Genomic DNA, 23,523 nt, shown 5'->3' with positions numbered 1-23,523 from the left:
GAGCACAACGCCCCCTTCAGTACCGCGCCGCACCCGCGGCCAGTCTTTGTCGCCCCGAGCCCCTGCCCTGTCAACGTCCGCCGCGCCATGTCCTCACGAGTCAGGGATTTGCGGAGAATCAGACGTGGCGCTATTCTATCTGCGGTAGTTTTATGTCCATTTCTTACAGACTGGAGCAGGATTATGCTTCCCTCAGAGGTACTTGCTAAACTTCTCGATGTAGACCCAAGGAACGGCAAGTTCCTGCTGGTCGGCCTTGCCTGCGTCGCAGCCGGCGCCATCGTCGCGAGTTGGGGCTTCAGCCCCGACGTCCTTCTCGCGGCGTCCTACGTGCTTGGTTTCGCGCTCGTCTGTTCGGTCGTGGCCTTTGTCGCAACGAATCCGGCCATGCGGCGCTGGCTTGGCTGGACGCTCACCGCATCCTTCACCCTCTACATGGTCGGGCTCGTCGATTCCGCCTTTCAGATCTCGGGCCGCCTTCCCGCGCCGCCCTGTTATCTCAGGATTTTCGTCGAAACGCGCGAAAGCTGCGAACAGCGCTTCGCCCCCGTGGTCGAAGTCATCGGGGGGACCGAGAACGCGGCGCTCCGAACGCGCGGGCTCCTCCGCCTGGTGGGCGGGCCCGAGCGGCTGTGGCTCGCGCAGACGGACGAGCCCGCCTATTCCGGCGGGCCAATCTATCTGCAGTTCGGCGATCCCATCACGCGCGACCAATCGGCCCGTTTCGCCGAGACGCTGGCCGAGAATGGCTGGCCCGTCGAGGGCGCCGAGGAGGGCGGCGAGTGGGTCAAGGCCGTTCCCGACCGGAACGAGGTCCGCTACTTCGACCCTGCCCATCGGGACGACGCGGTCCGGCTCGCCCATGCGATCCACGCGCTGATCCCCGAATCGGAAATCGCTGTGCGCGACTTTTCCCGCCTCGCGGGCAAGGTGTCTGCGGGCCATCTGGAAATCTGGCTTATCGATCTCGGCCGGAACAGCTGATCGCGCGGCACCCTGTCTTGCGCCGGAAAGATATCTGACTAAAGTCAGACATCATGCCGCCCGACCCCATCGCCCGTATCCGCCGCTTCAACCGCGCCGTGACGACCGAAATCGGCGCGCTCGACGCCTCCTACCTCGGCCGCGACCGCCCGCTGGGCGCGGCGCGGGTGCTCTGCGCCATCGGACCGGACGCCGCCGAGGTCTCGGTGCTGCGCGCAGCCACGGGCCTTGACAGCGGGCTTCTCAGCCGCCTCCTGCGAAGGCTCGAAGACGAGGGGCTCGTCACCACCGAACCCGCCCCCAACGACCGCCGCCGCCGCATCGCCCGCCCAACCGACAGAGGCCGTGCCGAGATCGCCGCCTACGAACGCCTCTCGAACGACCGCGCCGCGCGCCTCCTTTCCCGGCAGTCCCGCAATACCGATGCGCTCCTCGCGGCGATGGACCTTGTCGCCACCGCGTTTTCCCGCGACCGCATCGAGATCGCGGAAACCGATCCCGAAACACCCGAGGCGCGCTACTGTCTGAACGAATACTACGCCACCCTCTCCCGCCGGTTCGAGACTGGCTTCGAAGTCACGAAAAGCCTCGACCCCGACGCGGCCGCCCTCCGCCCGCCGCTCGGCACCTTCCTCGTCGCGATGTCCGACACTCTCCCTCTCGGCTGCGTCGCGCTGAAGGGAAACGGCACAGCGGCGGGCGAGATTAAACGCCTCTGGCTCGCCCCGGCCGCCCGCGGCCTCGGTATCGCCAAACGCCTGATGGAAGAGGCCGAAACCCGCGCCCGAACGCTCGGCATGACTCGGCTCCGGCTCGACACCAACCGCTCGCTGACGGAGGCCATCGCTCTTTACCGCCGCCTAGGCTGGCATGAGATTGCTGCCTTCAACAATGAGCCCTATGCGCATCACTGGTTCGAGAAGACCTTGTGACGGTTCGGCGGAACGGCGCCGTCGCTCGCGCAACCCTGCACAGACACGTGGGGACCCCGAGGGGTCCCCACTGCCAGCAAACCCCTGATCGGCGTCACTTCGCGATCGTGACCGTGTCGACCTCATGCTTGTCGCTGGTCATATGCCAGGTCACATTGACCTTCTCGCCGACCTTCAGGCCCGGATCCTTGAAGCCCTTGGGCAGATAGTAGACGCTTCCATCCTGAAGCGTCAGGGTCATCGCCTTCATGTCGAAGGCCTTGATGGCGTCGGTGGTTGTCGTGTCCGCCGCGAAGGCGCCGACAGAAGTGGCGAGCATCGCTGCGACGATTGTCGGGTAAAGGAACTTTCGCATTGGCATATTCCTTCTGTTTGACCGCTGGAGGCGGCCCTTTCTGAGCAGTCTGAAGATGTCCGTTTGGGTTTTCGGGGGCCGGCATCTTCCCGCTCCCACGCCGGAATCTACGACCCGGCGCCAAGCCGTTCAAATTACTTCGGTGTAAGCTTCGGGCAAGTTGCGGCAAGGCGGGCGCCCGGCAGCGCGGCCATGCCGCGGGTTGTCGGGACGCTACGGGGGGCCATCCACCGATACTTGCCTAATCTGACTGCGAATTTTCCGGCACATCTTTGGCCTGCAAGGTGCGCCGGATGCGGCGAACGCTTCAAGGACAAGCACCTTGCCGTCGCGCCGAGGAAGCCTGGGCCCGTACCGGCGTCGGCTTAAATCCGCCACAGGATGGGCGACGCTCGGGCCACGGTCAGCATCGGCAAGTCGGTCCCCGAATATGGCGTGGAAGGGGTCCGCCGGCTGGAAGCAGACCGCAAAGGATTCTGTCGGGCCGATCGACGCGCGCACCCGAGCCTGGACCGCGCGCGCCACGGGTGCCCGGGTCGGGCCGGTCGCTGAGGCGCACCTCCGCTTCGATCGCCACGGAATCGATCGCGCTTCCCGACGGGCGATCAGAAGTCCCGAAAGTCCCGGCAGCCAGAGGGTCGACAACCGAGAGAAAAAGTGGCGGCCAAGGTGGCCTCCGACCGCGCGCCCATCGCGGGCCGCGTCGACGCGATGGCGGCGTCGGCATTCGTCATTCCCTGCGCGACCTTAGTTCCCTTGTGAAGAAGCAAAGATTCCCGTCGTCCCCAGGGTTCGCCACCGTCGTTGATACCGGTGCCAAGCCACTCGGATTCGAGGGGATTGTCCCGCGTCAACCACGCGAGTTTCTACCTCGCGTCGCTGGACGTGTCGCGAGCCGGGTGAGATAAGTTCGCGCAATCGTCCGGGCCACATCGCTTGGAATCCATCCGCGGCCGCGGATCCCGGGCGAAGGCGGCAGAGGCGAAGGGGCGGCAAGATCAAACTCTCGAACTTCCGGATCAGCCTTCTTCTGATCGCTCTGGCCGGATTGACGGGCGGGCTGATCCTGCTCGCCGCCGACCGGGACGGCGGCGCCAGGATCGTCTGGTTCGCCGGCGTCGTCCCCACTATCGCCGCCCTGGTTTGGGAAATCGTACAAAGCCTGCGGCGGGGCGAGGTTGGGGTCGACATCGTCGCCGCGCTGTCGATGACCGCCGCGCTCGTCTTCGGCGAAGAACTCGCGGCCGCCGTGGTGGCCGTCATGTATGCCGGTGGGACGTTTCTCGAAAGCTTCGCGGAATTTCGCGCCCGCCGCGAGATGCACGCTCTTCTGTCGCGGGTCCCGCGCAGCGCGACCCGGCACCGCGACGGAGCGCTCGAGGAGGTGCCGCTCGACGCCGTGGCGCCGGGTGACCGGCTCTTGATCCGACAGGGCGATGCCGTCCCGGTCGACGGCGAAGTAGCCGGGGGCAGCGCACTTCTCGACACCTCGGCGCTGACCGGAGAGCCCCTGCCCGTGCGCTTCGGCTCCGGCGGCGCGGTGATGAGCGGCGCGACAAATGTCGGCGAGGCCTTCGATCTCTTGGCCTCGCGCGCCGCCGCCGAAAGCACCTATGCCGGCATCGTGCGCCTCGTTGAGGAGGCCCAGCGGTCGAAAGCACCGATGTCGCGCATGGCGGACCGGTGGTCGCTCGGGTTTCTGGCGGTAACGCTGGCTCTTGCGGCGATGGCGTGGTGGGCGTCCGGCGATCCTGTCCGGGCCGTGGCCGTTCTCGTGGTAGCGACGCCCTGCCCGCTGATCCTGGCGGTGCCGGTTGCGCTCGTCGGGGGAATGTCGTGTGCCTCGCGGTTCGGCGTGCTGATCAAGGGGGCCCGGGTCTTGGAGAACCTGGCCCGGACCCGCACGGTAATTCTCGACAAGACGGGGACGCTGACGATCGGCCATCCCGCAATCGTCGAGATCCGCCCGGCGGACGGTCTGTCCGAGGAAGAGCTGCTGGCCCTCGCCGCGGCGCTCGATCAGGCCTCCAAGCATCCCGTGGCGCAGGCCATCGTCGCCGAGGCGGTCGCGCGCCAGCTCAAGCTGCCGGTGCCGAGCGGCGTAACCGAGTTTCCGGGCCAGGGGGTCGCGGGCAACGTCGCGGGCCGGGCGGTCAAGGTCGGCGGGCTGGACTTCGCCGGAGACGGCAATGCGGCGCCGATCCTCGACGGGCGGCCAGGGTCGGTGTTGGTCGCACTCGAGGTGGACGGAGTCTTCGCGGGACACATGGTCATGGCGGATAACCTGCGCGCCGAGACTGGGACGCTCTTCGCCGCCATGCGGCACCTTGGCGTCGAGCGCATCCTTCTCGCGACCGGCGACCGCACGGATGTGGCCGAGACAATCGCCTACGGCCTTGGCCTCGAAGCCGTTCATGCCGAACTCACGCCGGACCAGAAGGTTCTGCTGGTTCTGACCGAACGCAAGAACGGACCGGTGATGATGGTCGGCGACGGGGTGAACGACGCGCCCGCGCTCGCCGCCGCGGACGTGGGCGTGGCGATGGGCGCGCGGGGCGCCGCCGCCTCGGCCGAGGCGGCTGATGTCGTCCTCCTCGTCGACCGCCTGGACGCGGTTCTCGGGGCGCTCGAAATTGCGCAAAATGCGCGCGACATCGCCTGGCAGAGCGTCGCGGCGGGGATCGGCCTGTCGGTGGCGGGGATGATCGCCGCCGCGTTGGGCTATATCTCGCCCGTGCAGGGCGCGCTCCTGCAAGAAGCTATCGATGTCGCGGTCGTGCTCAACGCGCTCAGATCGCTGCGTATCCGTCCGCGCCATGTCTGAGTTTTGCCAGTTCGTGCCGATGCCTTGGCCCGGTTCAAGACCTTCGCAATCCATTGTCGAGACATTACAACCTGAATTCGCGACTGTGCGTCGGGAACATCTCTACGCGGCGATCAGTCTGCACCGTCAGAATTACCGGTTCGGGAAAAGCTTATGAAACCAGCCTGGTTGATTGTCGCCTACCTCGCCGCTGTAGCGCTTCCACTGATCGTTTCCTGGCTTGTCGGCGGGCCGCCACGACCCTTCCGCGAAGAGCTCGCCTCCGGTCTCGGCATTCTGGCCTTCACCATGATCCTCATGGAGTTCGTCCTGTCCGGCCGCTTCAAGAGCATATCGAATGGCGTCGGCATGGACGTGACCATGCGGTTTCATCAGATGATGGCGCGCACGGCACTGGCTTTTGCATTGTTGCACCCGTTTCTCTATCGAGGCGCGCCATCGGGGGGTCAGCGTCCCTGGGACCCCACTCGGCAGCTGACGATTACCACTGATTTTTCAGACCTTTCCACCGGAATTGCGGCCTTCCTCATCCTGCCGACTCTTGTTCTTTTGGCGATCGGGCGCACTCAGCTGGACGTCAAATACGAAACTTGGCGCCTGATGCATGGAATCGGGGCGCTTCTGGTCGCGGCACTTCTGCTGCATCACACCATTTATGCCGGACGCTACGGATCGCTGCCCGTGATGACCTGGCTTTGGGGGGCGATGACCGGCATGGCGATCGGGTCGCTTCTCTACGTCTACCTGCTGGTGCCGCTTCGGGACAAAGCACGAGGGTGGCGCGTTACCTCGGTCAATCGCCTCACGCCGAAGCAATGGGAGCTGACCGTCACGCCTGACGGTCATTCCGGCCTTGAGTTCAAAGCTGGGCAATTTGTCTGGCTGAATGTCGGGCACAGCGCGTTTTCGCTGAAGGAGAACCCGTTTTCGATCAGTTCGGCGCCATCGGCCGGGCCGGAAGTTTCGTTTATCATAAAGGAGCTTGGGGATTTCACCCGCACGGTCGGGCAGATTGAGCCGGGCTCGGTCGCCTATCTCGACGGGCCGTATGGCAGTCTCTCGATCGAGGGCCGCGACGAGCCGGGCGTCGCCTTGATTGCCGGGGGCGTGGGCATCGCGCCTCTGATCAGCATTCTCAGGCAGATGCGCCTGACCGACGATCCGCGCAAGGTCAAGATCATCTATGGAAATCGGTTGGAGGATCAGATCGCCTGTCGCGACGAACTGGATGCCGAGGACGTGACCTATGTGCTCACGGAACCGCCCCAAGGCTGGCAGGGCGCGAGGGGCTTCATAGATGCGGCGCTGATGGATCGTGTATTCTCGCCGACGGAATTCAAGGAATGGATCTTTGTCATGTGCGGACCGGCCATCATGATGAACATAGTCGAAGACCATCTGATCGCGCGCGGCACGCCGTCGTCCCACATCCTGTCAGAGCGGTTCGACTATGACTGATCCGTTCAAACATATGGATTTGCGGCGGCGGATCTCTCTCGCGATCTGGGTCATCAATGCCATCCTCGTTCTGGCGCTGGCGGCGTTCGCGCTGCGCTGAAGATCGGTTCTGCAGCCCTGCCATCTCGAATCTTAGCGAAGCGTTTCCGTGACCGGCGCAGACATCCGCTTCGATCCGCGCCCCTGACCAGCGCGGCCTCAACCCGCGCCCTGTCGTGCCGGCCAGGATCACCGCGACGCTCGCCCCCACCCGAAGCGATATCGCACGAAGCCCGGCTCCGACATCCGCCCGGCTGATCGCAAGGCCCTGCCTCGCGCACGTTCGTCACAGCCGCCGCGCGGCGACATCCACGCCCGGCGATTGCCCTTTCGCCCCGCCTTGTCTAGATGAGGGCCAAACCCTTATCCCAGAGGACTTCACCCATGGCATCCTATCAATACGTCTATCACATGGACGGCGTCTCAAAGGCCTATGCCGGCGGCAAGAAGCTCTTCGAGAACATCCGCCTGAACTTCCTCCCCGGCGTCAAGATCGGCGTCGTCGGCGTCAACGGCGCCGGCAAGTCCACGCTTCTCCGGATCATGGCCGGCCTCGACAAGGACTTCTCGGGCGAGGCCTGGGCCGCCAAGGGCGCGACCGTCGGCTACCTCCCGCAGGAGCCCGAGCTCGACCCCGCGCTCTCCGTCCGCGGCAACGTCATGGAGGGCGTCAAGGCCAAGCAGGGCAAGCTCGACCGCTACAACGAACTGGCCATGAACTATTCCGACGAGACGGCGGAAGAGATGGCCAAGCTCCAGGACGAGATCGATGCCGAGAACCTCTGGGACCTCGATTCGCAGATCGACGTCGCGATGGAGGCGCTGCGCTGCCCGCCCGACGAGGCCCAGGTCGACACCCTCTCGGGCGGCGAACGCCGCCGCGTGGCACTCTGCAAGCTCCTCCTCGAAGCCCCCGACATGCTCCTGCTCGACGAGCCGACCAACCACCTCGACGCCGAGACCATCGCATGGCTCCAGAAGCACCTCATCGAATACGGCGGCACGATCCTCATCGTCACCCACGACCGCTACTTCCTCGACGACATCACCGGCTGGATCCTCGAACTGGACCGCGGCCGCGGCATCCCCTACGAGGGCAACTATTCTGCCTGGCTCGAACAGAAGGCCAAGCGGCTCGCGCACGAGGCGCGCGAGGACAAGTCCCGCCAGAAGGTGCTCGAACGCGAACTTGAATGGATCCGCGCCGGCGCCAAGGCCCGGCAGGCCAAGCAGAAGGCCCGGATCAACGCCTACGAGGAGATGGCGGCGAAATCCGAACGCGAAAAACTCACCCGCGCCCAGATCATCATCCCGAACGGCCCCCGTTTGGGCGGCAAGGTGATCGAGGTCGAGGGCTTGAAGAAGCACATGGGCGACAAGCTCCTGATCGAGGACCTCTCCTTCGCGCTGCCGCCCGGCGGCATCGTCGGCGTCATCGGCCCGAACGGCGCCGGCAAGACCACGCTCTTTAGGATGCTCACGGGCCAGGAAAAGCCCGATACCGGCACAATCACCTATGGCGACACCGTCAGCCTCGCCTATGTCGACCAGTCCCGCGACGCGCTCGACAGCGGCAAGACCGTGTGGGAGGAAATCTCCGGCGGCGCCGAGCAGATCGAGCTTGGCGACGTCACCATGAACTCCCGCGCCTATTGCTCGGCCTTCAACTTCAAGGGCGGCGACCAGCAAAAGAAGGTGGGGCTATTGTCCGGCGGCGAACGCAACCGCGTCCACATGGCCAAGCTCCTGCGCTCCGGCGGCAACGTCCTCCTCCTCGACGAACCCACGAACGACCTCGACGTCGAGACCCTTCAGGCCCTCGAAGCCGCCCTCGACGACTTCGCCGGCTGCGCCGTCATCATCTCCCACGACCGCTTCTTTTTGGACCGCCTCTGCACCCATATCCTCGCCTTCGAGGGCGAGGCCAAGATCGAATGGTTCGAAGGCAACTTCGAGGCCTACGAGGAGGACAAGATCAGAAGGCTGGGGCCGGATTCGGTGGAGCCGAAGCGGGTGAAGTATAAGAAGTTTACGAGGTGATTAGTGTGTACTGCAAACTTCGCACACACAACCATTGCTGGTAAAATGGCGCACCCCAACTGTCTTGCCGCTGGACAAGCGGTCCGCGCGCGCGAATATGCGACGAAACAGGTCGACTTCGTCGTTCTCTAGATACCTACGAATGGCGTATGCACAAAGATCGGCAACCTGCACCATGCGCGTCAGGCTGCTATCGACGAACAGCGGAGTTTCAACTATCTTGTCTACGCTGGTCCAAAGGGTTCCTGTTTCGTAGTACTTGCGCATCAGTTCCGTGTGCTTCATGGCGACGCTTTCGTTGTTATCGTGCACGATCATTCCCAGAGAGTCGCCACCGGGTCCGGCGCTAGTAAGGAATTGTTGAAAGCGCGAAATCACCTGCTCGAAAGCCTGCTCTTCGGCCGTCTTCCCGGCCCAAACCGGATCAAAATGAACCTTGTCTATGCATTCCGCAAACAGGCGCGCCTTACCCCAATTTGCAACCGTATCAGCTACCTTCTTAATTACTCCCCACCTATCAGAATAAGTAAGGTGAATGTACGCGTCAGTTTTTGCGTAGTTTTTCTTGGTCTGGCGCAGCCTCTTGGCGTTACCACTGCGTTGGAGCTTAAGTATCTCCGCTGTTCGTAGTCCGCGCACTTTTGTTCGCCTTTCAGAATAAGAAAGCCCATCAAACCCAGGAACCAAGCTCTGTTCGAAGTACTTTCGAGCCATCCACGCCGTGTGAAGCTCTGTGTCCTCAAGGCCGAAGGGAGTCAGCACCTGCGTAATTGCTTGATCACTTGCGCGCCAATGTTCCACGGGCAGCGCGATACCGCATAAGACAAAATGCGAAGATGTACCGGGAGTTTCCGGTGTACCTGACTCATCTAGGTAGCAGATATACATAGAAAGTCAGGTACACCAAAGTAGGAAATCGACCAAGCTTTTAGACCATACAATCTAAGCCGGGACGCTTGGCGACCCATCTTGGACGTACCTTGAATGTACTACTAGACTCCCCCAACTTCAAGAAGAATACTCGTATTCCAACGAAACCAATATGTTGTGCCCTGCACCTGACGTATGCCTATGCATTCTTGTAGGCAGCAAGCCGTAGGGTTCACTTCAGCGCAACACTCGCCCTTGAAACCCCGCCCCGCGGCATAACGGTGCGCTGAAGCGCACCCTACTCCCCGAATTCGCCCTCGGGCACCAATCCGGACCATTCCGGTTCGACCAACCCGCGCTAGATGTCGCGACAGATGGATGAGTTCGGCCAATCCACGGCCCGCTCGGCGAACCCGTGCTTGACCGGATTGATCCAACAATACCGGACATGCGCCGCGTAATCCGCCTCCTCCCGGATGTGATGCTCCTATAATCTCGGCGGCCGAGCCCCATCTCGCCCGTACTGCACAACCGGGTTCCTTGACCCACCCGCTCCCCCACGCTCATATACCCCGACCCCAACGAAAGCCCCCGAATGCTCCGCGGCATCGATCCGATCCTCTCGCCCGACCTGCTCCACGCGCTCGCCGCGATGGGCCACGGCGACGAGATCGTCATCGCCGACGCCAACTTCCCGGGCACGAGCATGGGCCGGCTTCTCATCCGGGCGGATGGCGTGACCGCCAGCGCCATGCTCCGCGCCGTGCTGTCGCTGATGCCGCTCGACACCTTCGTCGATGACCCGGCCGTCACGATGCAGGTCGTCGGCGACCCCGACGCGGTCCCCGAGGCGGTGCGCGACTTTCAGGCAATCGTCAACGAGGTCGCCGATGCGCCCGCGACCCTGGCCGGGATCGAGCGTCACGCTTTCTACGACCGCGCGAAGGCCGCCTTCGCCGTCATCCAGACCGGAGAGACCCGGCTTTATGGCAACATCATCCTGAAGAAGGGCGTGATCGGTCCCTGAATGCGTCCCCCTCCGGCCCTGTCCGGCGGCGGGGGAGCCCGAACGCGCCGAGATTCTCGCCTCCCGGCTGTCCCGACGGATGCCATACGCATGCCATACGCCTTGCCGACGCCGCGCAGACACGAAAAAGGCGCGCCCCTTGGCGCGCCCGTTTCTCATCCCCTGGACCGGCCGGTGCCGCCGGATCATGCCAGAATTGTGGCGCTCCCCGCCCGCGCCCGGCCCGAGACGAAGGTCACCGGATTGTGGCGCACCTGTGTCCAGCGGCGGGCGCCGGGCGCGACGTCGCCAAGGCCGTATCGCAGATTGGACAGGGCGTTGGTGCGTCCGATACGGGCTTTTTCAGTGAAATTCGTCATGTCAGTTCTCCCCTTCAGGTTGAGTAGCCTTCCGATTTCGCCGCCACATTTGCTACCCTAGGTTGAGCCTTGATCAAGGAATTGTCCGCAAAATGGCGCATATGTGCCTGAAACGCGTCATTTCGGTGTCGATTTGAAGACGCCTTAAGGTTGCACTAACGATCTCTGCTTAGACGGGGGCATTTGTTGCGGAACCTTGAACAGTCCCACCCCCCGCGCGGCATCCCCGCCGCGCGTCCGAACGATTCGGCGCCCGAACGGATTCGCCCCTGCCACGTGCCGGGCCGCCGCCGGATCAACGACTCTGATCCCGTCACCCGCGCAGCTCTCGGGAACCGCCTGCTCACGACTGCGTTATCCCGGCATATCGCTCAACCTTGAAAGGGCTCCCATGTCCACGATTCTTCTGATCATCCTGATCCTGCTTCTCATCGGCGCGCTGCCGACCTGGGGCTATTCGCGCGGCTGGGGCTACATGCCCTCGGGCGTGATCGGCACGATCCTGGTCATCATCCTGATCCTCGCGCTCCTGGGCCGCCTCTAGCGGCGCCAAACGTGCGACGGTCGCTTGCCCGACTTGATCAGTGTCAGTGCAGGCGCGGGCGGCACCGCCCATGATCAGCGCATTCCATTTTCAGACCGGAGAGAATCCGATGCCCGATACCGAAATCAATGAACCGCAATCGGCGACTGAACGCACGGACAAGCGGCGCAGCTGGACCGAAGAGATCGAGGTGAGGGGCGATCAGCTAGTCGCGCGGGTCAAGGAACTCGCCGCCGACGCCCAGGTGAAGCGCATCCGCATCACCGAGCCTGACGGCGATCTCGTCCTTGAGGTGCCCCTGACCATCGGTGCCATCGCCGGGGGCGCGGTCGTCCTCGCTGCGCCGCTTCTCGCGGTGATCGGCGCACTTGCCGCCTTCGTGACCAAGGTCAAGATCGAGGTCGTCCGCGACAAGGACGAGGGCGAAGCTGGCTGACGCCGCCCGACCAGTCTTGCCTCCGCCCCGGCGTGCCCGCACACTGCGCCCATGCTGGCGGAGATGACCCTTATCGACTGGCTTGGCGTCGTCGGCTCCTTCGTCATCGCGGGGGCCTATCTCGCCGTCTCGCGCGGTTGGGTCGACGGTCGGCTGCCGGCCTTTAACCTGATGAATCTCGGGGGCGCCGGGCTCATTCTCTGGTCGCTCTACTACCGCCCGAATGCCGGCGCGATTCTGATCGAGGTCCTCTGGGTCGCGATCGCACTTCTGGCGCTTTTCAATTACGTCCGGAACCGCTGACCTCGGCGGGCTCTACGCGTATCGATCCGGGGGCGAATTGCCCGCTAAGCTCCTTCAAAGAGCTTAACGATTTCTGTGGTAGCCTCTTATTTCAATAGTTTGGCTCACCCTCCAACCGTGAAATCCGCCGATCTTCCGGTTTTCCTGACCTGCGCGCCCAGCCCGGCCGTGCTAGGGTGAGTCCATTACAGAAAGACATTTTCCAAGGGACCGAAGGGTATTTACAGCCGGGGTCCCGAACGCTCGGCGACCCCGGCCGAACACACGGAATCTCACGACCTCGCCAGAGGGCTGACACAAATCTGGATACATGCCTCGCGGTTCCCATGTCTTTCCCGATCGAAGGAGGAAGAGATGCACCGCCAAGCCCCGAACCCACCCGTCCAGCAGCCCCGACCGGGGGACCGGCAGCCGCGCCCGCCACGCGTGGTCTGGAAGTTCACCGACTGGGCCGCGATCTAAGACCGATCCTCACGCCTTGCGGAGCCGGCTCTGGTAGCGCCAGACGCGCCAGACATAGAGGACGACCAGGGGCCCGCAGTAGATCACCACGTCCATCAGGTGATCCGTCGTCATCACCCAATGAACAAGCGTCAGTACCGCCATCGGGTAGATCCAGCGCTGGATCGTCTTCCATTTCGGCCCGAGCGTCCTGACAGCCCCATCGTAGGACGTCGCCGCCAGCACTGTCATCACCGCCATCGCAACCCAGCCGGTCAGGATTTCCGTTCGCGTGAACGAGCGGATGAGGGCGCCCATGTTGGCATTGATCATCCAGAAGAACAGGTGAAGGAACGCGTAGCCGAAGCTCGCCACGCCGAAATAGCGCCGCCGCCTCTTGAGCCACGGAAGCGGCCCGAAAATGAGCTGCAGCGGTGTCACCGCCATTGCGAGGATCAGAAACCAGCAGGACAGAATCCCCGTCCAAGGGACAAAAGCGACCTTGCCGTGTAGGACGAACCGCTCGGCGAGGAACCAAACTGCCGGGAGCGCCAGAAGCGCCCACAAGACATAGGTACTGTCGACGGTCCGCCTCATCGCTGCATCATGTCGTCCGCCTTCCATCAGACCGCGCTACTCTGCAGCGAGCGCGGTCTTGACCTGGGCTGCCGGCTTCTTGTCGACCTCGAATTCCTCGTGATAGGACCGCTCGACATTGACGTTCCATACGTCGTTTTTCTCGCCGAGGATATTGCGTGCGGCATACATCGCCGACAACATAGAGTGATCTTGGTTGTTGTAGCGGTGCAGACCATTGCGGCCCACGGTCTGGAAATTCTCGAGCGACACGAGCCACTCCTCCAGCACATCCAGCGCCTGCCGGTACTCGCCGTCATAAACAGGGTAGGCCTTTGGCTGGCGAATGATCGCTGCGCCGATGACGTCCGATGCCTTGGCAAGGTCGAGTTGCTCGAGTTCCTGCGACGCAAGCGTGCGCAGGTCCTCGTCGGACATGTTCCATAGCCCATCGCCCTTCTGGCAAAAGTACTCCATCCCGATCGAGGCGGTGTTTTGGTCGGGCAGCATCTCCTTCGACCAAGCGCGGAAGTTCTGGATGCGACCGACCTTCACCTCGGGCGAATGGATGTAGATCCAGTTGTCCTTGAACGGGTCGGCATGATCGAGAACCAGCGTCACGATCAGGAAATCGCGATACCTGAGCTTGCTCGCGGCCTCCACCACTTCGGGAGGCGGTGGCGGATCGAAGGCGTAGATCAGTTCGCGCAGCGCCATCGAATTGATGAAGTGTTCGCCCTCGACCCGTTCGACAACCGGCTCCCGTCCGTCCTCGTGCCAGTGCTTGACCTCAATCGAGGTCACGCGATTACCCTCGCGGTTCACGCGCACGACCTCCGAACGCAGATGAACTTCGCCGCCCTGCTCCTCGACGATCCGTTGCGTCTTTTCCCACATCATGCCGGGGCCGAGCCTCGGATACTGGAATTCCTCAATTAGCGATGCCGTGTCATTCGCGCCCGAAATCGCGTTCCAGACCGCCTTGAACAGCGATAGGTTCTTGATCCGCTGCGCCGCCCAGTCGGCGCGGATGTCCTTGGGATTAATGCCCCAGACCTTCTGCGTGTAGCTGCGGAAGAAGTGCATGTAGAGCCGGCCGCCAAAGCGGTTGATGACCCACTGCTCGAAGCTCTCCTCCTTGCGGTAGGGCAGCACCTGCCACTTGAAGTAGCTGAGCAATATGCGCATCGATTCGTAGGGGCCTATGTTGACCAGCGCGTTGAAGAGCTTCAGGGGATAGTCGAAGAACTTTTCACGGTAGTAGATGCGCGAAAGGCGCGGGACAGTGATGAAGTCGTCCTTCAGCACCTCATGCCACATGGCTTCGACTTCCTTCACCTTCGTGAAGAACCTGTGTCCGCCGATGTCGAAGCGGTAGCCGTTGTTCGTCTCGGTGCGGGAGATCCCACCGACCATGTTGGACGCTTCGTAGACCTTCGGCGTGTGCCGCCTACTGCGCTTCTGAAGCTCGTAGGCGGCCGTCAAGCCGGCAGGGCCTCCGCCGATCACAACGACCGGACACGTCTTCTGCTGCTGCATAGTTCCACCGCCCTTTCAATGCACGTTAATCAATAATCCACCCTACCCACCGCACTATACAGAATGCGGGCAAGGCATCAAAACGATCTTCGAAATTTCTCGTGTTATCCATAGCCTAACAGGAACCAATTGACCATTTCATATACCTTTCGTTTACGTCGCACCGCAGCGCAGGAAGACCTAGACGCCCGCAAGCAACCCACAGTTGTCTCAGCGCTGGCACATCAGTGAGGAGGCGAGTCGCCGCCCGAATCGACGTAGCTGTTGCGGAAATACGTTGCCTTTCACCTTGCGAGATCCGCGGCTAGGTTTTCACGATCCTCCCGGCGCTCGGCCGTAGCCCAAGCGCGGCGAATACGTTCCGCGTGTCGAGGACCAGGCGCGCCGACTGTGCGACAAGCGCGTAGTCCACATCGGAATGGTCCGTGGTCACGAGGACCGCGTCGTAGCTCGCTACCGTCTCCGCAGTCAGCGCAACCGATCGTCGTTCAGCAAGATCCGGATGATCGCGCGTGACCGGCATTACGGGGAAGTAGGGATCGTAATAGTCGCAGCGCGCGCCCATTTTCTCCAGGCAGTTGAGAATCGCGAGAGCAGGGCTTTCGCGGGTATCCTCGATGTTCTTCTTGTAGGAAATCCCGAGGATCAGCACGCGCGCGCCCTTGGCGCCGTCCCGGCGATCGGCGGTCAACTCCGCATTGACCCGCCCCGCGATCAGTTCCGGCGCGCCGTCGTTGTTCGCCCGCGCGAGATCGACGATCGGAAGCGAAGAGCCGACGTCCCGCGCACGCCAAGACAAGTAGACGGGCGAGACCGGGATGCAATCGCCGCCGATGCCGGGGCCGGGGTAGAATGGCATGTAGCCGAAAGGCTTCGTTGCGGCGGCGCTCACGACCTCCCAGATATCCACGCCCATCGCCTCGAACGCGACCTTCATCTCGTTCACCAGCGCAATGTTCACGGTCCGAAAACTGTTCTCCGCCAGCTTGACTGCCTCGGCCGTGGCGAGCGAACTGACCGGCACGGCCTTTTCGACGATCTGCGAATAGAACTGCTCGACCAGCTCGCGCGACTTCTGATCGTCGGCGCCGACAATCTTCGGGATCGACTGGGTCGAGAAATGCGCGTTGCCCGGGTCCTCGCGTTCCGGCGAGAAGGCGAGGAAGAAATCTTCGCCCGCGCGCAGGCCCCCGCGCTCGAGGATCGGCTTTATCACGGTCGCGGTGGCCCCAGGCCAAACCGTGCTTTCAAGCACAATGAGTTGACCCGGCCGCAGCCAGGCCGCGGCGCCTTCGGCGGCGCGGATCACATAGCTCAGATCCGGCTCGCGCGCGGACGACAGAGGCGTCGGCACGCAGATGAGAACGATGTCGGCAGTGCCAATGTCGGAAGGGTCCGCGCTGGCCGCAAACTTGCCGTCCGCCACCGCGTTGCGGATGCGGTCTTCGGGGAAGTATGAGATCACCCGCTCGCCCGCATTGATCGCGTCGACGCGCGGCTTGTTCAGATCGAGCCCCGTCGTCCGGAACCCGGCCTCGCTGATAGTGAGCGCAAGCGGCAGTCCCACGTAGCCAAGCCCGATCGTCGCGACGTGCGCGTCGCGGCGAACAATCCTCTCCTTCAAGGTGGAATACAATGAAAATGCGTTAGTCATAATCGGCCCTTGGCAATGCGCGCGAACCCGCGCCGGGATAGCACAGCACGCGCACAATTGCACTTGAACAATACGACAGGCAAATGACGATCCTATAGTCGGGAATGTTGTACCCTGAGCGGGGACAATACAACAGGTGCGCCGCGTTTGACCGTGCCTGCCTGTGTTTCGGGCAGATCGCAAACAAGTCGTGCTGCGGGGAAGCGCGGCTCCGACCACTCGCGTCGTTCCGGTTCCGTCTCCGTGGGCGTCTGGCATGCGGGACTGTTTCCGAGCCGCGGCCCCTCGGCACAACGAGATGGCCGCGGGCTTGCGCCCGTGATAGTCTCCGGCGCACATTCAAAGCACGGCATTCAGGCGAGGATATATGAGGATTCTGATTACAGGCGGCGCCGGTTTCATCGGGTCGCATCTGGCCGAGCGGCTCGTCTCCGATGGCCATTCCGTCACCGCTCTCGACGACCTTTCCACCGGACGGCGCGAGAACGTCGCAGCGTTGACGGGCCACAACCGTTTTCGGTTCGTCGAAGGTACGATCCTTGACTCGATGTTGGTGCAAGACCTGGCGGACGAGGCGGAGGCAATCTTCCACCTTGCGGCGGCCGTCGGCGTCAAACTTATCATGGACGAGCCCTCGCGCTCGATCCTCACGAACATCAACGGCACGGAAAATGTGCTGAAGGCGGCGCTGAAGGACGGGAAACTGACCTTCGTTGCATCGACTTCCGAAGTCTACGGCAAGGCGCAGAAGTTTCCCTTCAGCGAGGATGACGACCTGACAATCGGGGCCACAAAAAACCTGCGGTGGTCGTACGCCTCGGCCAAGCAGCTCGACGAATTCCTGACGCTCGCCTACGTCCGCGAGACGCAGCTTCCTGCAATCGTCTTGCGGTTTTTCAACACGACCGGCCCGCGACAGACCGGGCGTTACGGAATGGTTCTGCCGAATTTCGTACAATCCGCGCTGGAGGGCCGTCCGCTCATGGTCCACGGCACGGGTGAACAATCGCGCTGTTTCGGTCATGTCGCCGACGTGGTCGAGGCGATGGTGCGGCTGATGACGACGCCCGCCGCGCAGGGTCAGGTGTTCAACGTCGCCAACGACCAGGAGGTCACGATCCGGTCGCTGGCCGAACAGGTCATCCAATCCACCGGCTCGAGCTCCGAGATCCGGCTCGTTCCCTACGAAAGCGTCTATCCCGAGGGCTTCGAGGACATGGAGCGCCGCTTGCCCGATGTCTCCAAGCTTGAACGCACGATCGGCTTCCGTCCGCGCCGTCCGCTGAGCGAGATCATCGCCGACATCGTCGCCGAGAAACGCGCCGCGATGGCCGCGTGAGCACCCCGATGGAACGGAGCGACCGGAACGACTATCTCTGGCTTGGTGCGATCCTCGCGCTGGCCGCGGCACTCAGGATTTGGGGGCTGAACTCCCCGCTCTGGTACGACGAGTTGCAGACTGTCGTGACCCATCTCAGTCTCGACTGGGGCGAGGTGGTCCAGAGCTACTCGATGAATCACCACTATCTGCACAACATCGCGGCAAAGGTCTCAATGGCGCTGTTCGGCGACGCCTCTTGGGCGATCCGTCTTCCTGCGATGCTGTTCGGCCTAGGTGCGCTGGCCGCGATGTGGTTCGTCGCGCGCGACGTCGCGGGGGCGACGATTGCCCACGTGACTACGCTTCTTCTTGCGCTGTCCTATCACGAGATCTGGTTCGCGCAGAACGCGCGCGGATACACAGGTCTTGCGCTGTTCTCCACGCTCGGCATGCTCTTCTTCCTCAGGGGAGTCCAAAGGCCCACACTCGGCACCTGGCTTGCCTACGGTGTTTGCCTGGCGGCGGCGGTCTTCACGCATCTGACTGGCGCCTTCTTCTTTATGGCTCAAGGTTTTTTGTGGCTTGCCCTCATCGCCACACGTGCCCTCTCGGGCCGGTTGGATGGGTCTCTCGTCCGCTTGCCATTTCTGGGCTTTCTCGTCGGCGGAATCGTCGCGCTTCTCCTTTACTTGCCGATCCTGCCAAGCCTGATCGACACGGTTTCGACCGTGTCAGAAACCTCCGCTGTGGACGTCATGCAGGAATACCAGAACCCGATCTGGACGGCGTTCGAGGCAATTCGCACCGGCATCGGCAGCGCCGGCCCCGTCGTGGCGCTGGTCGGAGGTGCTGGTCTCGTCCTGTCGATTCTCGGCGCGATTGCGCTTCACCGCGACGCACCCCTTTTCGCGCCGATCACGTTCCTGCATATCGTGCTGACGGCGGGTCTCCTCATGGCGGTCGGGATGCGGATCTGGCCGCGCTTCTTCTTCGTCGACATCGCCTTTCTGATGCTGCTCATCGTGATGGGTGTCAGGCTCTCATGCGCGCTTATCGGCCACCTGACCAGAGTCGAACGCGTTGCACGCGTTCTCTTCGCACTGGCGGTCGTTGCGATGGTCGCGATCTCGGCCTTCCTCGCCAAGCGCAACTATGCGCTGCCGAAACAGGATCTCGGCGCGGCCTACGCGCTTGCTGAAGAAATCCGTCAGCCCGGCGACAGAATCTATTCCATCGGTTATGCGGGTGAGGTCTATCGAGACTACTTCGAGGCTGATTGGCCAATAATCTTCACCAACGATGAATACAAGGCGGCGATGGCCGAACCCGGTCCCGTCATCCTCGTCGTTGGCTTTCCCGGACGGAACCTGCGCGAAGTGCCGCAGTTCGCTGTCGATGCGGGCGAGGACATTTGCAATCCCGACCGGCCAGTTGGGACGGTCCTGACCACGGTGGGGTGTTTCTTCGGCACGCTCGGCGACGGCGATGTAATCGTCATGCGCCGTGACTGAACTTCGCGATATCGTCGTGGGTTCGGGTCCCGCCGGAGTCTCGGCGGCCAAGGCGCTGCTCGCGCGAGGCCGGACGGTGGTGATGCTCGATGGCGGGAAAGTGCTTGAACCTGAGGCGGAGGCCCGACGCGCCGCGCTCGCCGCACGCGATCCCGCAGGCTGGAGTGACGCGGATCGCATTGCATGGATGGTGCCGCAGTTCGAAGCGGCCGAGGGCCAGTTTCGCCGCTACGGCTCTGATTTCGCGATGGAACCCGCCACCGCGACGCTGGCCGATCCGCCGTCCTGGTTTGGGCTTCGCGCCAGCCGGGCGGCCGGGGGACTCTCCAACCTGTGGGGCGCAGCGGTGCTGCCGTACCGGCAGGAGGACATGGCAGGATGGCCGATCACGGCCGACGACCTCGGACCGCATTACCAAGCGGTCGCAGAGTTCCTGCCCATTGCAGGAGTGCCCGACGATCTGGAAGCACTGCTGCCGGCCTTTCCGATGAGCGGGCGGACCGGCCTCGCACCCGCTTCGCAGGCCGAGGCTCTGCTGACCCGTCTCAGGGCCGCACGCGGTGCAATCGAAGCGCTCGGCGCCAGCGTCGGAGGCGCCCGACAAGCGGTGGACACATCATGCCGGCGTTGTGGTCTGTGCCTGCACGGCTGCCCGTTTGGACTGATTTGGAAGGCGGGTGACACGCTCGAGGAACTTAAGGCCGCGCCGGGCTTCGACTATCGGCCGGGACAAACCGTCGTCGGCTTTGCCGAATCTCCGGAAAGCGTGACCGTTCACCTCGACAGCGGCGAAAGCGTCACTGGCACACGCGTCTTTCTCGGTGCGGGCGTGCTTGAAACGGCGCGTATTCTTCTGGCCTCGCTTCCCGGACTCGATGCTCTCGTCCTTCGCGACAGCCAGCATGTGTTTCTGCCAATGATCCAGCGTTGGAGGAACCGGACGCGCCCCGATAAGGGGGCCTTCCACACGCTGCCGCAAATTTTCGTTGAGATCGACGCGCCTGAGATTTCGCCCCATCTCGTCCATGCCCAGCTATACAGCTGGAACGAACATTACGCGCGCGACCTGATCCAGAACTACGGCTCTAAGCTGCCCTTCTCGCATCCGTTCTTCACCGCGCTTGCGCGCCGGCTGATCGTCGCGCAGTTTTTCCTGCACTCGGACCATTCACACCGGATCTCGCTGACACGGACGCAGGACGGCCGACTGACGGCGAGCCTCGAGCCTAATGTGAATATGGAGCGCATTTCCAGAGCGGCCGCGGGGCGGGTTGGCAAGGTGATGGGAAAGGCGGGCCTGACGGCATTGACCTTCGCGGCGCGGCCCGGCGGACCGGGCTCGAGCTTCCATGTCGGCGCAAGCCTTCCGATGGCGCGCGAACCCGCCTCGGGCGAAAGCGACGCGCTCGGGCGGCCCAATGGTCTGTTGCGCGTCCATGTCATCGACGCGACGAGCCTTCCGGCGGTCCCGGCCACGACCATCACCTTCTCTGTCATGGCCAATGCGCATCGCATCGGCACCCACTGCCCCTGAACAATCGGTCAGGCTGCCTGGCCCGGCCCCTGGTCGAGCGCCCCTGCTTCAAGCAGCGTTGCAAGGTCCTGGTCGCCCTTGCGATGCGCAGCCCGTGCAAGCGCCGAGCCGTAGGCTTCGAGTACCCGATCCTCTCGCCAGACTTTGGCAAAGACGGTACGGGCAGAATCGGACTGCGCCTGCCTGCGCTCCGGGTCCCCCTGGAGCGACCGCATCGCATCCAAGAGTTCGTCTTCGGTCGTGAAAAGCGCCCCGCCACCCGCGCGCTCAACGATTTCGGGGAAGGGGCCGAGTCGGCGCGCGATCACCGGTGTGCCGAGCCGGAAGCTCTCGATCAGGATGATCCCGAAGGTCTCGTAGCAGACCGAGGGGACGATTAGCCCGAGCGCGCCGCGGTAATAGGCGTCAAGCTCCTCAGGGCTCTTCCGGCCAAGGAACTGGATGCGGGAATTGCCCGCCGCGAGCCGCTTCAGCTCGCTAGCATAATCGCCATCTCCAATGATCAGTAGGTCCGCGTCCGAATAGCGGCCCATGGCCGGGAATACGTCCTGAAGCCCCTTGATCTTCTCAAGCCGCCCGACGAACAGGAAATAGGGACGCGGATGGCCCGTATAGGGCTCGGCGAGATTTTCGAGGTCGGGAAGGAAATAGGGCAGAACCTCCATTTCCTGTCTTAGTCCGAATTCCTTGTGCTTGGCGCGACTGAACTCACTCTTGGCGACGATGAGGTCGACGTGATCGAGCGCCCGGTCGAGCATACCCGTGTAGCGCCAGAGCTGCGGCGGACGTTTGTAAGACAGGACACAGCGCAGACATTCGCGCCGATCGCAAAGCTCGCGTCCGTGGCGCCACAAAACATGGGTGGGGCAGACAAGCCAGTGCTCGTGCGCCTCGTAAAGCTTGAGCCCATCGCCCATTGGCAAGAGTCCAGGCCCACCAATCAGTGATGTGTTGTTGTACCACAGGATGTCGGGATTCCGCTCGCCGAGGATTTCTCGGATGCGCGGCGCATGCACGAACGGCCGGCCGAGCTGCTGAGTGAGAAGATTCGACAGAAGACCATGGCGACTTCTCAGCCCAATGCGCCTGACGCCGTCGGGCATCGGCTCGGATGCGGCAGGCTTGCCGCCAAGTATCAGATAACTGTCCTCGTCGTGCACGACCGTCACATCGTGGCCTCGGGCGACGAGGGCACGCGCCATGCGCTGCACGCCCATCGCGTCGCCGCCGAAGGAATAGGGCGGGTAAAATGTCGTGAACATGACGATGTTGAGCGATCTCATACGGCTCCGCCCTCATCCGCCACTGACGCCGCCCCGCCCGGCGCGATGTAGGACCGCAAGAGCTTAAGCCGGTCGCGCATGAGGAGCAGCGTGATCGCAGCGAAAACCAGCACCCCGGTAAGGATGGACAGAACGACATCGATGACCAACGGCATGCCCGCAAGCGCCCGGTGCACCAATATGACGACGGCCGCCATCGTGGCCGTGGCCATCGCGGGCAGCAGGTTGCAGGTGATGAGAGGCGCCACCTCCATCTCACCCAGCCGCGCCACCAGCCGGTACCGGAATATCCACAGGATGTAATGCGCCGCGACGAAAGCCGCCGTGATCGCGACAAGTCCCCAGCGCGCGGCGATCAGCATCAAGACCGCGCCGAGCGCGACGTTCGCCCAGGTCAGAAGCGTAATCTCCCCCGCCTTCCCCGCCGCGAGACAGAAGCTTTGCTGAACCATCGCGACCGACAAATAGAGCCCGAGGAACGCCATCACGGACAGAACGGGCGCTGCGCCAAGCCATTCGCTGCCGAAGAAAAGCCGTAGCACCGGTTCGGCCACCACCGCGAGCCCGATGAAGAACGGGAAGGCGATGACGCCCGTCAGCCGCGCGATGTCGAGTAGTAGGTCCCCCGCCCGTCCCCCTTCCCGTGTCACGGCGGCGAAGGCTGGCTGCGAAACCATGCGCAAGGGTGTGGAGATCAGAAAGGTCAGCGTCTCCACCAAGCGCCAGGATACGGAGTAGAGCCCCGTTGCCAAAGGCCCCAGCGTCGCCCCGATCAGAAGCGTCGGCATCTGAACGACGGCGAGTTCGGCCATGCGCAGGCCGAGCACTTGTGCGCCAAACGCGCCTGCCCTTCGTATGTGATCTCGCGTAGTCTTTAGGCCGGGCCGCCATTCCACCGCCGTCCAGGCCAAGACGACATTCGTGGAAATCATCGCAATCCACTGGCCGACGAAACTCCAGACACCCCAGCCGGTCAGCGCCATGGTGATTCCAACTGCGCCGCCGACGGCGACGCCCGCAATTGCCCTGAGCGACAGGACGCGGAAGTTGAATTCGCGACGCAGTATGGCAACAGGCACGGCGGTGAATGCGATCAGGAGTACAGTCACCGAAAGCCCGCGGATAAGGCCCGCCACGATCTCATGCCCGTATATGGCGGCAATTCCCCCGGAGGCCGCCCAGAGGACAAGCGCAAGCAGCAGCCCCAGCACGGCCGTCAACCAGAATGTGGCGTTGTAGTCCTCTTCCTTGGGATCACGCGCGGCGATGAGGTATTCCGAGACGCTTTCGCGCACCAAGGCTTCGGCGAGCACGATGAAAACCGCCGCCATCGACAGAAGGCCGTAAAGCTCGGGACCAAGCAGCGACGCCATGGTTACAAAGACGACGAAGTTGATCGCCTGCTCCGTCCAGCCGCCTGCGGCCATCCAGGCCACACCCTTGATGAACTTGTTGCCGATCGTCATGCGTCTCGGCCCCGAACATTGCGCGCC

The 23,523-nt window shown here is 63.2% G+C and carries 20 protein-coding genes; 12 read left to right on the top strand and 8 right to left on the bottom strand.

The genetic code is table 11. The annotated features are described in order from the left end of the window. Positions 1–183 precede the first annotated feature (183 nt). Positions 184–984 (top strand): hypothetical protein, encoded by an 801-nt coding sequence (locus DEA8626_RS01740; RefSeq protein ID WP_108851341.1) that lies wholly within the window; start codon positions 184–186, stop codon positions 982–984. A 53-nt stretch (positions 985–1,037) separates the two neighbouring features. Continuing rightward, positions 1,038–1,916, top strand: a complete 879-nt coding sequence (locus DEA8626_RS01735; protein ID WP_108851340.1) for a helix-turn-helix domain-containing GNAT family N-acetyltransferase — start codon at positions 1,038–1,040, stop codon at positions 1,914–1,916. Between the two features lie 94 nt (positions 1,917–2,010). Here DEA8626_RS01735 and DEA8626_RS01730 read toward each other — a convergent pair whose 3' ends face one another. Further along, positions 2,011–2,271: a DUF1344 domain-containing protein gene (locus tag DEA8626_RS01730; RefSeq protein WP_108851339.1), complete on the bottom strand. Its 261-nt coding sequence runs from the start codon at positions 2,269–2,271 to the stop codon at positions 2,011–2,013. Between the two features lie 1,048 nt (positions 2,272–3,319). Here DEA8626_RS01730 and DEA8626_RS01725 point away from each other — a divergent pair. The 3 genes from DEA8626_RS01725 to ettA all read left to right on the top strand — a co-directional run bounded on the left by DEA8626_RS01725 (position 3,320) and on the right by ettA (position 8,632). Then, positions 3,320–5,095 (top strand): heavy metal translocating P-type ATPase, encoded by a 1,776-nt coding sequence (locus DEA8626_RS01725; RefSeq protein ID WP_245890691.1) that lies wholly within the window; start codon positions 3,320–3,322, stop codon positions 5,093–5,095. 153 nt (positions 5,096–5,248) lie between these two features. Then, complete coding sequence (locus tag DEA8626_RS01720) at positions 5,249–6,553, top strand: ferredoxin reductase family protein (RefSeq protein ID WP_108851337.1); 1,305 nt, start codon at positions 5,249–5,251, stop codon at positions 6,551–6,553. A 423-nt stretch (positions 6,554–6,976) separates the two neighbouring features. Beyond that, the gene (gene ettA, locus DEA8626_RS01715; protein WP_108851336.1) at positions 6,977–8,632 is read left to right on the top strand and encodes an energy-dependent translational throttle protein EttA; all 1,656 of its coding nucleotides are present in this window, start codon (positions 6,977–6,979) and stop codon (positions 8,630–8,632) included. Here the strand turns inward: ettA and DEA8626_RS01710 are convergent, their stop codons facing one another. Then, on the bottom strand, positions 8,633–9,520 hold the full coding sequence (locus DEA8626_RS01710; RefSeq protein ID WP_108851335.1) for a DUF3800 domain-containing protein: 888 nt from the start codon (positions 9,518–9,520) through the stop codon (positions 8,633–8,635). It lies immediately after the preceding gene. A gap of 577 nt (positions 9,521–10,097) precedes the next feature. Between DEA8626_RS01710 and DEA8626_RS01705 the strand changes: the two genes are divergently transcribed. After that, on the top strand, positions 10,098–10,529 hold the full coding sequence (locus DEA8626_RS01705) for an RbsD/FucU family protein (RefSeq protein ID WP_108851334.1): 432 nt from the start codon (positions 10,098–10,100) through the stop codon (positions 10,527–10,529). A 185-nt stretch (positions 10,530–10,714) separates the two neighbouring features. Here DEA8626_RS01705 and DEA8626_RS20955 read toward each other — a convergent pair whose 3' ends face one another. After that, positions 10,715–10,888, bottom strand: a complete 174-nt coding sequence (locus DEA8626_RS20955; protein WP_181366328.1) for a hypothetical protein — start codon at positions 10,886–10,888, stop codon at positions 10,715–10,717. Between the two features lie 391 nt (positions 10,889–11,279). Here DEA8626_RS20955 and DEA8626_RS01700 point away from each other — a divergent pair, with 391 nt between their 5' ends. From DEA8626_RS01700 to DEA8626_RS01690, 3 genes are all read left to right on the top strand, one after another. Continuing rightward, a complete protein-coding gene (locus DEA8626_RS01700; protein ID WP_108851333.1) occupies positions 11,280–11,432 on the top strand; it encodes a DUF3309 family protein in 153 nt (50 codons plus the stop codon). A 109-nt stretch (positions 11,433–11,541) separates the two neighbouring features. Then, positions 11,542–11,868 (top strand): DUF4342 domain-containing protein, encoded by a 327-nt coding sequence (locus tag DEA8626_RS01695; protein ID WP_108853276.1) that lies wholly within the window; start codon positions 11,542–11,544, stop codon positions 11,866–11,868. Between the two features lie 63 nt (positions 11,869–11,931). Next, on the top strand, positions 11,932–12,171 hold the full coding sequence (locus tag DEA8626_RS01690) for a CBU_0592 family membrane protein (RefSeq protein ID WP_146188820.1): 240 nt from the start codon (positions 11,932–11,934) through the stop codon (positions 12,169–12,171). Between the two features lie 471 nt (positions 12,172–12,642). Here the strand turns inward: DEA8626_RS01690 and DEA8626_RS01685 are convergent, their stop codons facing one another. The 3 genes from DEA8626_RS01685 to DEA8626_RS01675 form a co-directional block, all read right to left on the bottom strand. After that, on the bottom strand, positions 12,643–13,209 hold the full coding sequence (locus tag DEA8626_RS01685) for a ferric reductase-like transmembrane domain-containing protein (protein ID WP_181366327.1): 567 nt from the start codon (positions 13,207–13,209) through the stop codon (positions 12,643–12,645). A 36-nt stretch (positions 13,210–13,245) separates the two neighbouring features. Continuing rightward, the gene (locus DEA8626_RS01680) at positions 13,246–14,727 is read right to left on the bottom strand and encodes an NAD(P)/FAD-dependent oxidoreductase (RefSeq protein ID WP_108851330.1); all 1,482 of its coding nucleotides are present in this window, start codon (positions 14,725–14,727) and stop codon (positions 13,246–13,248) included. Positions 14,728–15,031: 304 nt separating this feature from the next. Further along, positions 15,032–16,351 (bottom strand): nucleotide sugar dehydrogenase, encoded by a 1,320-nt coding sequence (locus DEA8626_RS01675; RefSeq protein WP_219929150.1) that lies wholly within the window; start codon positions 16,349–16,351, stop codon positions 15,032–15,034. A gap of 397 nt (positions 16,352–16,748) precedes the next feature. Between DEA8626_RS01675 and DEA8626_RS01670 the strand changes: the two genes are divergently transcribed. From DEA8626_RS01670 to DEA8626_RS01660, 3 genes are read left to right on the top strand one after another with little or no spacing between them, the layout of a single operon-like run. Continuing rightward, positions 16,749–17,720: an NAD-dependent epimerase/dehydratase family protein gene (locus DEA8626_RS01670; protein ID WP_108851328.1), complete on the top strand. Its 972-nt coding sequence runs from the start codon at positions 16,749–16,751 to the stop codon at positions 17,718–17,720. After that, positions 17,717–19,213 carry a glycosyltransferase family 39 protein gene (locus DEA8626_RS01665; RefSeq protein WP_146188819.1) on the top strand — a complete coding sequence of 499 codons (1,497 nt, stop codon included), beginning with the start codon at positions 17,717–17,719 and terminating at the stop codon, positions 19,211–19,213. Before DEA8626_RS01670 ends, DEA8626_RS01665 begins: the two co-directional genes overlap by 4 nt. Continuing rightward, the gene (locus DEA8626_RS01660; protein ID WP_108851326.1) at positions 19,206–20,747 is read left to right on the top strand and encodes a GMC family oxidoreductase; all 1,542 of its coding nucleotides are present in this window, start codon (positions 19,206–19,208) and stop codon (positions 20,745–20,747) included. Before DEA8626_RS01665 ends, DEA8626_RS01660 begins: the two co-directional genes overlap by 8 nt. An 8-nt stretch (positions 20,748–20,755) precedes the next feature. On the opposite strand, the gene DEA8626_RS01655 is transcribed toward DEA8626_RS01660, so the two are convergent. Continuing rightward, positions 20,756–22,030, bottom strand: coding sequence for a glycosyltransferase family 4 protein (locus DEA8626_RS01655; protein WP_108851325.1), 1,275 nt, complete (start codon positions 22,028–22,030; stop codon positions 20,756–20,758). Beyond that, positions 22,027–23,496, bottom strand: a complete 1,470-nt coding sequence (locus DEA8626_RS01650; RefSeq protein WP_108851324.1) for an oligosaccharide flippase family protein — start codon at positions 23,494–23,496, stop codon at positions 22,027–22,029. The genes DEA8626_RS01655 and DEA8626_RS01650 overlap by 4 nt, the downstream gene beginning before the upstream one ends. Between the last annotated feature and the right edge of the window lie 27 nt (positions 23,497–23,523).

Source organism: Defluviimonas aquaemixtae, assembly GCF_900302475.1.
GTDB classification, from domain to species: Bacteria; Pseudomonadota; Alphaproteobacteria; order Rhodobacterales; family Rhodobacteraceae; genus Albidovulum; species Albidovulum aquaemixtae.
Note: the sequence above shows the minus strand (reverse complement) of the source record. Positions and strands in the feature narration are given on the sequence as shown.